Raw genomic sequence first — 12,207 nt, 5'->3', positions numbered from 1 at the left:
CGCCACCGCGTCAGCCTTGAACTGCGGCGTGAACTTCCTACGATCCGACATACCGGATCCTCCTTACCCCTGTCTCAACTCACCATACGGGCGCAGGTCACCACGAGCGACCACTGGAGCTTCGAGAGCTATGTGGATCTCGGCAAGGAGCTGGCCCGAGCGGAGGAGGAGGGAGAGCGAAGCTCACATCAGACCCGGTCAGGAGGCGACGACAGCGCCCTGCGCGCGCACTGACACCGCGTCCTGATCGACAGTGTCCTCCGCACGGGCAGGAGAGACGGGCCTAGACCTTCGACGGCGAAAATGTGACCGCACCGACGCTACACGGCAGGATTCTCGACGGCCACGATGGCCATTGACACACGCAATCAACAGCGGAAGGTATCGGCTCGAACTGTGACTCGTACGCGGCTTCCTCTACATGGAGGGAAGTGTGGTTTCCCGCGATCACGGGATACTCCGGCCTCGACGTTCCTAACATCTCAGGACTATGACCTACTGGTCCTCCTTGCCGCTGAAGAGGCGGACTCTCGGCGGCTGCGCCTGGTCAGTGACGCGCGTTTGTCTGAGTGAATCACGCAGACTCCCGGATGTACGTCACCCCGAACGCGACAACCTGGCGAAACTCCTGACGGCGCGCACCGAGGTCGAACTGGCCACCCGACCCCTTCTGGAAGATGTCGAGCCCTCGTCCGAGGAGGATCCTCCATCCGTTGTCTGCTCTGATTGAGCGATCGTGGATTGTCTCGTCCCAGACAACCGTGAACTTGATACCCACGGTCGAGGCTTCGTCCTGGATCTCTTTCAGCATGAGCAAGTGCTGCCGTTGGAACTCGCCAGTATCTTCCTTCGTTAGGAGGGTAACGGCGATCTCGTCAGCGGGATCTTTCGCGGTAGCAAGGAGCGCCAACAGGTCCACAAGATTGCGACCCTGGTGCGGGAGACGAATGTAGGGGTCAACGATCGTGATCTCTGTTGCGCCGCGCATGTATGGCAGCAGCATAGTTTCGTATGAGACGCCACGTTGGTTCTCTTGGAACTCCAGATGCCCTTGGAACAATGTCGGCTTGGGAGGCGAAGCCACTTTTGTCGACTCGTCCACGACCTCGCCGACCTGCCCGGTATCGTCTTGATCATCGCTGGCGACGGTGCTGGCCTTATGAGTAGCGTGCCGGTGGTAGTGCGTCGGGTATTCGTCTTCTTCGAGGGTGGACACCGCGTGCCAAACACCCGCGGTGTCTGAATAACCGAACCTCACATCGGCCATCGTCGAGTCGATTCGAAGGATCTGATCCTTGACTCGCTTACGCCCTTCGATCGAAAATCGCAGGATCTCCGCGATCTCTGCCTGGGTAGCTTCCCCGTGCGGGAAGAGCAGTTTCATCAGTCCGGAGAAGGTCTTGTGGATGCCATCACGGTCGCGTGTTGATATGTCTGAGCCCAGCGTGAAGTGTTGCTGGTATTGATCCGAGTAGTCGGCGTTCCGCATTGACTTGAGCACTTCGGCGATGTAGTCGACGACGAAGCCGTATCCGTTCGAGAACATCTCGCTGCGGATGGTGTCGACTTCCCAGCCCGGGATGTAGTGGTGTAGTCGGTCGAGGAAAGCGGAATCGTGATAGCTCTCTGGGAGCTCGTCGAACAGGTCGGAGTTCTTGAGCATGAATGGCACAGTGTGCGAAGTATTGCCGACGAATACCATCGATGCTTCTGCGCCCTCGACCGATGTGCCCCTTGAGAAGGACTTGTTGGCCATGTAGTTCTTCATGATGTCGACGAGCGACCTATCGGTTCGCTTCTTCTTGCCCGCGAACTCGTCGAAGGCGACGACATCCCAATAACCGACGAGACCCAGCCTCCCGTTGGCGTTGTTGATGAAGAGCTTCGGCACCGTGACCTCGCCACCAGAGATCAGCATCCCGTGAGGCGAGAACTCCGAGAAAATGTGTGACTTACCGGTGCCCTTCGGCCCAAGCTCGACGAGGTTGTAGTTGCGCTCAACGAAGGGAATGAGTCGCACGAGCTGGATGAGCTTCGCGCGCCGGCCGAACAGCTCCGGATCGAACCCAATCGACTGGATGAGCAGGTCGATCCACTCATCGGTGGTGAACTCTCTCCGCGCGGCGAGGTATCCGTCGAAGTCGAAGTTGGACATCTGGATTGGCTTCAAGGAACCGAGAACCCACGGCACCAAGCGGGCGTCATCTGTGTGGAAATACTCGACGTCGCAGATGCACCAAACCCCGCCGACGAGGAGTTTCGGGTGCGCCGTGATGGTCGGGCTATCGACAAGGACGCCCTTGATTCCGAGATTGGCGAACTCCGCTTGGTAGACGTCATCCTTCTCGTTGAGCGTCACGGTCACCTTGTCGATGACGCGGTGACGGCCGCGCTCCTTGATGGTGGACTTCACGAGCTCCGACTGGTTTCGCTGCACGTAGTGATCGGCAAGGATCTTCCGTACCGCGACGATGCCGGCTTGGATGGTCGCCTCGTCATCGGATGCCGCGTATTGTCCGAGAAGGTACTCGAGTACGTAAGAGGGCACGATCGCGTTCCCCTTGACAGCTTTCACCAGGTCTTTGCGCACGACCGAACCGGCGAAGTGCTCGTTGATCTTGCGGTCGAGGTCAGTCTGCGGCGGTGGGACTGCGGCTGCTCCGCTTTCGGGCGCGTCGCCCTCCGGCTGCGTGACGCTGTCAAGTGTCATGGCTGTCCTATCCTAGAAATCGAAGTCCGAGGCGAACGACCGCTTCAGTGTGTACATCGCCTTGGCATACACGCGCCACTGGTTGGTGTTCGGGATGCGCTCCTCGAGCCGGAACTCGACGGCGCGGTTGTTGAACTCGTTCGCGTCCTGGCTGAGTAGCATGTGTGCGCTCTGATAGCGGTCACGCTTGTCGGTCGAATCTTGGTCGAACGTCAGCTCGTGCTCGTTGGAGATCAACGTCTCACCGACGTAAAGACCGGCGCGCACCGTCCGGGGCTGCACCTTCTCGCTTATCGGCTCGGACTGGAACAACTTGACGACGAGTTGGCCAGTGGTGATCTTGTCAGACTCGGGCAGCACCTCTACGTTGACCAGTCGGGTGTCGCTCTTGCGCTTCTTATTGATCGTCAGCACAGGTACGACTATCTCCTGCAAAGCAGCACCGCCGTGCACGAACCGTGAACCAGCACCGGGCAGGCGCAGCCGGTGGATTGATTTGGGAATCTGCACCTGAAGATCGCTGTCCAGGCCGATCTGCTCCGGGGCGAAGGTACGGAATGCCGGGTCGTCCTTCAACCCCCGACCAAGCACATATCGGCGGTTGGTGACGGTGACATCATCGCCCTGTGGGAGCGTGGAGAGGTAGAACGAATCCGCGAGCGCGGTGTCCTGGAACAGAAACCCGTGGTCGGCGGTGATGAGGATGTTGGTCGCGTTGGCGTTCGTGAGCCGCTTGACGAGATCGACCAGCTCGCGAAGCGCGTCGTCGGCAGCCTCGAAGACTTGGCGTTCGGTGCGGGCTTTGTCGCCGGTCGCATCGATGCGGTCGTGGTACACGTACAGTACCTGGTGCTGCGCATAGAGCTCACGCAGCTCATCCCGTGAGAGCGCGAGGACATCCTCCGCCTGAATCGCTTTGCCGTCGACAGCGCCGAGCACCTTGTTGCGATTTGCCGTGCCGTCGGAGCGCTGCCCATCAACGAGCACGGGGTCGCCACCCTTCGAATGACCGATCGTCTTGTGCGGCAGGAGAGCGGCCATGCCGAGTTGGGTGTAGCTGGGCAGCACGCCGAGCACGGCGTCGAGAGTCGCGTCGAACCGGTCTTCCTGCCGAATACGCGTGCCGAGTTCTTCAGCAACCTCGTAGCGCAGAGCGTCCGAGATGATGACGACGGCCTTCTTGCGGCCATCGCGGATGATCGGCGCGACATGCTCTGCGTAGAACGCGGTCTGCGGGCGTAGCGCCGACGAACGCCACCGGTCCGTCGCATCGACCTGTTGCTGCCATGCATTGCCCAGCTCGTAGAGGAACTTGTTCGCGTAGAACTTCTCCACCTCGGCACGCAAAGCCTCAAGCGGCCCAGAGTGCTCGGCCGTACGCGCGGAGAACACGAACTGCCGGTAGAGCTGGTCAATGCGAAACCACTCCCGCCGGTAGCGGTCGAGCCCGTCATCGAACGACGAGACGGTGAGCTTCAGCGTCGTCAACTCGCTCAGCAGTTCCGACGCACTCCCGATGGCCGCGTACAGCTTGCGGTAGCCGTCAATCCAAATGCTGCTCTGGCGACTCCGAATGACGTCGCTGACGTCGCGCGCGGTGACCGTGCGCTCGGCGACGGTACGCGCGAGGTCGCTAATGATCTTGCGTTCGACCTCCTCGAAGAGATCGTTGCCCGCGAGGTCACGGAACGTGGCGTCCTCGATGCTGCCCGCGTAGTCGAGATCCGATGCCGCGCGTCTGGCGATTTCTGCGAGTGAGTCCGTGCTGCGTCGGTCGTTGCGCAGGCTCGCGAAGTCAAGCTGGATATTGCGCAGCCCGCCCGGGCGATCCGACTTGAACCCGTCGATCGCCTGCCGGAACATCCACAGTGCGAAGTCGTCGATACTCGGGCTCGGCGACGTGTAACCGTAGATTGCGGCCGCACCCTTCCAGTGGAACTCGTCGAGCCCGTAGTCGACGAGCGCACGGTATTTCGCATCACCGCCGGCTGCGTTCTCGATCAGCAGCGTGCGCGTGAGTTCGAGCAGGCTGTGCTCGCGTTGTCCGAGAAGCACGGCCAACATCTTCGCCCGCAGCTTGTCGACGTCGTCGTCCGGCTCAAGCAGCGCCTTGAGGCTCTGCACGCGCTTCGCCGCCCGGAAGAACTTCTCGTGCACACGGACAACTTCGTCGATGCCGTCTGCGGTCAGGCCGAGTTCCTGCTGCACAAGTGAGGTGCGGTCGGCCGTAAATACTCCGTAGGCCAGTTCGAGGTCGAGCAGCCAGTTCGAGGCCCCAGTCGGGACAGATCCCACGCGATAGACGAGGAACTTGGACTTCGGCGCGGCGTGCAGCAGCCGGTTCTTCACCGCGTACTCATTGTTCTCTACGCGCACCGTCTCGATGCCATCCAGGCCAAGTGCGTCGAGGTCGCCCACATACTCACCGTCTGGGTCATGCCAGAAGACGACGCGTTGCGTATAGAACCGACGCGCCAAGTGCTCCTTCACTGCGGAGGTTTCACTCATCGATCGCATCCAAGCCAGGGATCTTCTTGAGCGCATCGGCGAACTTGGAGTAGTTGGCCTTCACACCGTCGTCAAGGTCGATGGCGAGTTGCTGGGTGGCAAGCGGGTAAAGCACGCCGTGTTCGTACTCGTCGAGTTCGAGCAACACCTTGCGCAGCCGATCCACTTCTTTCTCGGCCGCGGCCTTCTCGCGGGGCGTGCCGTCACCTGCCGCGAGTCTCACGTGGTGCTGGCGGCTGGCCTCCAACTTCGCCTTGAACTCCCGCAGGTACTCGTTCAACACCGTCGAGACGGTAGACGGCGTGTAGCGATGCATGTAGATGAGGGCGTTGAATGAGCCCTTTGGACTGGAGAACAGCCAGTAGATCGGACGCTTCTTGTACCGCTGTACGTGGTCCTTGTAGAAGGATTTGAGGAAGTAGTCGCGGAGGTCTTTCACGTCGAGCGAGTCGGTGACGAAACGCAGGTTCTCCTCGAAGTACTCCTCACCGAACGCGACGCGCAGAAATTGCCGGAACCGCGCCACGATATCGTCCTCGAACCAATCGCCGTCCACGATCGGGATGACGTTGTCCTTGTCTGGCATGAACGAAGGCTTCGGCACTTTGGCCAGGTATTCCTGCAGCGTGTCACCCTGATTTGCGAGGATCAGTCCGGGCTCGTCGAGGCTGTAGCGGCCGAGCATGCAACCGACGGCGTACGACATGAGATCCCTCATCCGCTCCGCCACTGGAATGACGGCAGTTTCAGAGTCATCGTCTAGAGATTCCCTCCCGACCTCTTGCCCTTGGCGCTCTGCCGAGAGTACGGCATCCACTTGGCTCCTCAACTCGCTCAGGGTGGCTGCAATGTCCGCCCGCTGACGCGCAACCTCGGTCACGCAGTCCTCGGCCCTGGCGGACCTCCGGATGATTGGCAAACGATCAAAGTCCGCTGAAGTCTCGGCCTCATCCCAGAGCGCCTTCGAGGCCAGAATGGCCTCTTCGGCGATCTGACTCAGTTCGTCCCGCACGGCCGCGGCCGCTGGGGCTGGCAGGTTCAGCACGTGACCGAGCTTGAAGTCTAGGTTTGGCGCCAGCATCCCAAGGTATCGGTCGGCAGCGCCGCTATTGAGAACCGCCATCGCGGCCAAGAGATTAGTGCGATTCCCCCCAAATCCCATCGGGCCCTTGGCATCGAACATGTGGCCGGCAGGAACGTATCTGGCCGAAAACCTGCTGCTAGAGACGCCCGACCAGGTCAGGCCTTCGAGAAAGCCGAATTCACCGTTGTAATTATGAGATCGCACCCGCCCGGTCTTCGTATCAACGTTGACTTTTACCCGTTCCCCACTGTTTTCCCAGTCGACTACGAAGTCAAGGTTCCCGTACCAGCGCCGGAACTCGCCACCCTTGACGTACATGTACCAGCGGTGCGAAGTGAAACCACTACTCGCGACCTGATCGGGAGGCGCGATACGACAACTGGACACTTCGAACCATCTGCGAAGAAACCGATCATTGTCACCCGTTGTCAGTCCCTCGCGCGTTGTTACGAGATCCGAAACCTTCGGACGGGCAGCCAAAGCCGCGAGATCCTCGGAAGATGCGGCATAGATAACTGGCATGCCCGGAATCTCGGTGAATTCATCCATGCGGACGAGCGAGAACCGCTCGTTACGAACAGGGAACTCTATCGGCACGCCGAAGTCGTCCAGTTCGTAGTGGCGAATGCACTGAAAAGCAGCTCGATCCGATCCTCCGACGGCTCTCCGAAGGACCATCGCGGAGATACCAAAATTGATCCCCATAGCTGTTCGCCCCTTGCCCAAGTAAGGCATATGAACCAGCGACCGAAGGTCCTGTTTGAAGACGACTTCACTCCGAAATTTTGCGTAGGCGGCCCCCGTCATCCAAGCTTCCATCGTCACTAGGGCGGCGACGCCTCGCGGGCAGACAAGGCTGAAGCTGCGCTCGATGAACATTGCGAACAGGTCATATTTGCTGGTCTTGAAGTTGCGACCCGCGAACTGAGCCAAGCGGTCACCCATATTGCCGCTGCCCATGTATGGAGGATTCGCGACGAGCACCGAATATTTTGGAGTGAGGAACTCCGCCTGTCGAATCACGCGCGTAACCTTCGCATGAACATCAGCAGCAAGTATGTCGCCGTCGCTCGCTGGGTGATCTTCGAAGTACCGCTTTAGCGGTACGACGAGTTTCTCGCTCGGCTGAATGAGCGAGCCGAGGGTGTCGGCGTGCTCGAATCTGTTCCAGAAAGTGTCGGCGTCGGCGCGCGCGATATTGACGCTCTTGCTCCGCGACCACAAGTAGTCGAGTTCAGCAGGGTCGAAATGGATCGGCTCCAGCACGCAGACGTTCGGCTGGACGCCCTTCGAGAAGAACGTGCGCTGCCTCGCCCGCGCTTTCATCGCTAGGGCGAACGCGGCCAGCACACCGGCTCGAGGGTCGATTTCGGCGCCAAAGAGATTGTGCTGGAGAATCAGGCCAGAGATATCGGCCGGCGCGTAGCCTTCTTCCTCATAGATCGAGTACAGGAGGTCGAAAGCATAGGTGAGCATGTGGCCCGAGCCGCAGGCAGGGTCGATAACCTTGAGCTCTTCAGGGGTTTCGATCTTGAGGAAGTCGATCTCCTCATCGACCGGCGCGAGATAGTACTCCATCTGCTCGGCCAGGCGCGAGGTCGGCCGGTTGAGGAGCCATAGGCGTCCGAGGGAGTTCTCGACTAGGTAGCGGACAATCCAGTGCGGAGTGAAGAGCTGGGTAGCGGCGGGAATCTCGGGGGCGCCGGCCTTCTTGTTCTTCTTGAACCCGGCGAAGACCTCGTCCTTCCGCTCCGAGATGTAGAACTGGTATAGCCAGCCGATCACCTCGACGTCCTGGCAGACGTCTTCGGTGAGCACCGTGGTAGCGCGGGCGATCACGGAGTCATCAGCGAGCATGTTGGAGGGGATGAGCAACTCGGTGTAGTCGCCTTCGCGCTCGAACATGAACGGCATCGAGCGGTTCCAGTGGCGGCAGTACTCGGCGAGCAGCAGGGCGTATGCCTCGCCCTGCGCGTCGTCGCTGCGGCGCGTGCCGTCGAGCAGTGCGGTGATCGCCTCGATGGTGCGCTTGTTCGTGACGACGGCGGGGTCGATGCTCCCGCGCTTGGCGTCGGCCAGCACTTCCGGCTGCCCGGTGGTCTGCCCGCGCGGAGGCGAGACGATACCGATGCCGGTGTAGCCGTTGGCATCCATGAAACGTAGAGCGATGATGCGGTTGAACCAGGTGTAGGCAACCTTGTCGGCTATAGCATCACGTCCGGTTTCGCCGCCGCCCCCGGCCGCGATATCGCGCTCGAGTGCAGCGACCACGCTGGCACTTTCAACTCGGTCTTTGGAGGCCGGAGCGAGCACCGCGACGATGCGCGCGTTGACTTCGCGGATCAGGGCGATGCGCGCCCAGGTGGCGAACGACTTGAGTGGTGCGGTTTCCATCAGTGTGTCTTTTCCATTACAGGGCGATCCGCTTTCCGTCATTGAGCGCGTCAATTAGCGACGCTCGGAGTGCCGCGACATACCGGTCGACGTCTTCGGGTGTCTCCAGAACGCCATGCACGCCGGTAGCTGTGATCGTCTTGACCGAGATAGTCTGCTTGACCGGAGCGGGTGCTGGATCGTCAGTCCCCTCGGCTGGCCGCGCTGTTGCGGCGAGCTGATCGAGCAGTGCGGGGAAGAGGGTCTCCTCGAAGCTGTTCCCCAGCTCGCGGATGAGTGCAATTTGAGGCTCGTCGCCGATGCGGGTGATCAGCTGGTCGACCGTCCTGACGACGCGCTGTTGTGCGTCTTCGGTCGCGTCGCGGTAGATCGTGCTGCCGAGCAGTGCAGTTCTGCGTGACTCGATCTCCGCAATAGCCGCTGCACGGTTCACCGCAAGGACTTCGTCGATGCGAGCCCGTAGGGCGTCGGCTGCCTGCTTAAGCTGGGCCATGCGGTTGCCGCGAAACGCCTGGGGGTCATCGAGCAGAGCTGTGACCTCCCCGTCGCTGCCTGCCGAGAGGTAGCCGAGGTTGCTGACGTTCGCCCGCAACAGTTCGGCCGCGTCGTCGAAAATCGCCCGCTGCTCGCCGCCGAGGAACGCCTGGATTGGATCGCTCACGCTCTCTTTGGCGTCGAGCAGCTCATCGCCGAGTGCGAACTCCGACAGGTACCACTCGTCGGGCTTACCAACCACCTGCTCAAGAAGCGAGATCGACGCGTCAAGCTGAGACACGAACGGGTACTTCGATCCGGTGACCCGCGCCTTCAGTTCGTCGAGCTTGCTACGCAACTTGTCGCTGCCGTGGCGGGCGAGTTCGAGCGAGTCTTTGGGTGCGGTGGCCTCGTCGAAAAAGTCGGTGCAGAAGGAGCGAAATGCAGCGACTTTGCGCTCGTCGAACGTCTTTTGGGGTGCAACGACGGCGTGCGAGTGCTTCTGCGTGTTACGAAGCACGCCAGCGACCTCGCTGCGCTTGAGAGCGTTGGCATCAACGGTGAGAATGATCTTCGATGCCCCGACGAGCCAAGCGATCACGACCTCGATCGAGGCGAGGTCCCAGCCATACGGCTTGGCCTGGAAAGTATCGACGATCGATTTGACGGTCACCTGCTCGCCGAGCCGGTCACGTCGCAGCACGTGCGAGAGCACCTCGTCACCGGGCGCGGCGAGCTTCGACAGCGACGGATCATCGATCAGCCCCGACTGGTCGGGGTTGGCGAACCCAGCGACCTGCTGCTCGGTGTAACTCGTACCCCCGAGCAAACTGAGCTGGGTGTAGGTGCGGGCGATGAGGTCCTGGAACCCGTCCGTGACCCGCGCGAGCGCATCCTGCGAGCCCGAGGTCACATTGGCAGCGTTGATCACGAGCTCGGCCTTGCCAGCCGCGCGACGGATGCGCTCGATGAGTTCTTTCTCGCGCTCTACGTTCAGCGCGGCCTTCGAGCGCAAGATCTGGTCTTCGACCGCCGACAGCGAGGTGGTCTGCTTGCGCTTGGTGTATTTCTCGGTCTTGATCAGCAACCGAAGATCCGAGAGCACCCGTTCATCGGGCTCAAGGACTACGCGGAGCTCGTCCTTTCCGGTGCTGTGTGCCCGGATCGTCTGGGCGTCGTACGGATACTCAGGGGTGATGAAGTGCATCGACAGCTCGCGCTGTTGCCCGTACACCTGGTCGTCGAGCTTGTATCCAAAGGCAAAATCCTGCCCGTTCTTGGCGTAGCGCAGCTTGCTTGTGCGAACGACATCCTGCGAGAGGATCTTGAACAAACGGCCAGCGACCTCGGAGGCGTCGATGTCGACGTTCTTGATTTCCTCCTCGATCACCTGCTCCTCGTTGGTCAGGTACTCGTAGACGTTGCCGCTGCGCTGCACGTACGTCTGCGTCTCCAGCAGCGTCAGCGCCTCCTGCACCTGCTTCGACAGTGCGGGCAGATCGAGGCCGAACCGGTCGTAGACCAGCACGGTGAGGTTGCGCGTGGTGGCCTGGAAGCTCTCGACGTACTTGATCAGGAACAACGCCTTGAGCAGACGAACAGCCAGCTCGTTGTCGAGGTTGCGCTCAGCAACGTCGATCGAGCGCTGCGCGGCGGACTTCAGGGAGGCGCGGATGCCCGCGAACATGTGGTCGAAGGTGGCGAGGGTGCCTACCTCGACGTCGCCGATGTCTTTGGCGACTTGTTGCACGACGCCAAGCATCGACCGCTCGCCTACTGAGCTGTTGCGCCCCTCAAACACGTTGTGGTCGGAGATGCCCTCGATCGCCGCCTGGAACAGCGGGAACTGGTAGCTCACGAATGGGTAGGTGCCGACGAAGTGTTCCTCGTCGGGGTAGTTGCGGTAGGTTTTCGCACCGTCGACGAAATCGAACAGGGTTTTGAAGTTCGCCGACTCCAACGAGTGGATAGCGCTCAGCGTCGCGGCGCCCTGCGAGTTCTTCTCCAGCAGTCGCTTGCGGATGACCTCCTCGACATCCGCGCTCGTCAGCTTCACCCGGGTGTTGAAGCGGGCTTGGATCTTCGAGAAGTCGTTGCCCTGCTGCTTTGTGCGGTCGCCGACGACCTTGTCCATGTCCTCTTGCGACGTCACGAACACCCACGCCCGCCCCTGGCATTTCGTGTTCAGAGACTCCGCAATCGTCTGCAAGTTCAGCATGAGGTGCGTGTTCGACCCGATGAACTGCCCCACCTCGTCGACGTAGAAGTTCAGCCGATAACCGGGCTCCTGCTTGTCGATCCACGCGCTCACCTCGTCGGCGAAGTCCTCGATCGAGACCGCATAGGTTGCCTGATAGGTCGTGAGGATGTCCGGCGCGCTCGAAGTGTCCACGCCGGTGACCTGCGCATAGGCCTCATTGACCTGCTTGCGGACCGTCGGGAGCCCGAAGCTTGGGCGACGTTCAACCCAGTCTCGGCCCGAGATGGATTTGAAGGCTTCTTTGAACGCCTCCAGCTGTCCTTCCTCGTCCATCTGGCACTCAAATCGAGCAATGTGCCCTTGTTCGCCGTAGTAACCGCGGGACTCGTCGAAAACCTTCACGAACACCTTCAGCAGGGCGTCGGACTGGTCCTTGCTGATTAGGGTCGCCTTTTGGTCGATATTGAACAGCAGGCTCTTCGCCGGGATGCGGTCGGCTTTCCCGAGCAGGGCGGGCAGGAACGCGCCTTGCGCTTTCACACCGAAGCTATGGGAGACGCGCTCGCGCGAGAACTCTTGTCCCTCCACATCACCGAGTAGGTGGGCGAGCATTTTGAGCAGGTGCGACTTGCCCGAGCCAAAGAATCCCGAGACCCACACGCCGTTGGCATTGGTGTAGTTGGTGTACGCCTCGAGGAGAAGTTCCAGGCCCTTGGCGGCCTCATTCGTCAAGACGTACTCGTCGACCTCTGTGCTGAGGTGAGCAGTGTCATCGGCCTTGATGACACCTTCGATCGGGCGCTGGACGTCCTTGGCAAAGATTGCGTTGAGTTTCAT

5 protein-coding genes are annotated in these 12,207 nt (G+C 60.7%); 1 reads left to right on the top strand and 4 read right to left on the bottom strand.

Annotation, left to right across the window (positions count from 1 at the left end):
* Positions 1–234, top strand: a 234-nt coding sequence (locus ABIB15_RS12630; RefSeq protein WP_354479159.1) for a hypothetical protein, incomplete at its 5' end; no start/stop codon positions are given.
* A 340-nt stretch (positions 235–574) separates the two neighbouring features.
* On the opposite strand, the gene brxL is transcribed toward ABIB15_RS12630, so the two are convergent.
* The 4 genes from brxL to brxC are packed head-to-tail and all read right to left on the bottom strand — an operon-like array spanning position 575 to position 12,207.
* Positions 575–2,710 (bottom strand): BREX system Lon protease-like protein BrxL, encoded by a 2,136-nt coding sequence (gene brxL / locus ABIB15_RS12625; RefSeq protein ID WP_354479156.1) that lies wholly within the window; start codon positions 2,708–2,710, stop codon positions 575–577.
* 12 nt (positions 2,711–2,722) lie between these two features.
* Entirely contained in the window at positions 2,723–5,218 is a 2,496-nt protein-coding gene (gene pglZ / locus ABIB15_RS12620; RefSeq protein ID WP_354479155.1) for a BREX-1 system phosphatase PglZ type A, read from the bottom strand.
* Positions 5,211–8,696, bottom strand: a complete 3,486-nt coding sequence (gene pglX / locus ABIB15_RS12615; protein WP_354479152.1) for a BREX-1 system adenine-specific DNA-methyltransferase PglX — start codon at positions 8,694–8,696, stop codon at positions 5,211–5,213. Before pglX ends, pglZ begins: the two co-directional genes overlap by 8 nt.
* Before the next feature lie 16 nt (positions 8,697–8,712).
* The gene (gene brxC / locus ABIB15_RS12610) at positions 8,713–12,207 is read right to left on the bottom strand and encodes a BREX system P-loop protein BrxC (RefSeq protein WP_354479149.1); all 3,495 of its coding nucleotides are present in this window, start codon (positions 12,205–12,207) and stop codon (positions 8,713–8,715) included.

The organism is Marisediminicola sp. UYEF4 (assembly GCF_040546025.1).
Lineage (GTDB): Bacteria > Actinomycetota > Actinomycetes > Actinomycetales > Microbacteriaceae > Marisediminicola.
This window is presented reverse-complemented; position numbering and strand designations above follow the sequence as displayed.

Bases quoted from the DNA above. Each gene is read 5' to 3' on its own strand.
- brxL (WP_354479156.1), bottom strand. From the start codon at position 2,710: ATGACACTTGACAGCGTCACGCAGCCGGAGGGCGACGCGCCCGAAAGC.
- pglZ (WP_354479155.1), bottom strand. From the start codon at position 5,218: ATGAGTGAAACCTCCGCAGTGAAGGAGCACTTGGCGCGTCGGTTCTAT.
- pglX (WP_354479152.1), bottom strand. From the start codon at position 8,696: ATGGAAACCGCACCACTCAAGTCGTTCGCCACCTGGGCGCGCATCGCC.
- brxC (WP_354479149.1), bottom strand. From the start codon at position 12,207: ATGAAACTCAACGCAATCTTTGCCAAGGACGTCCAGCGCCCGATCGAA.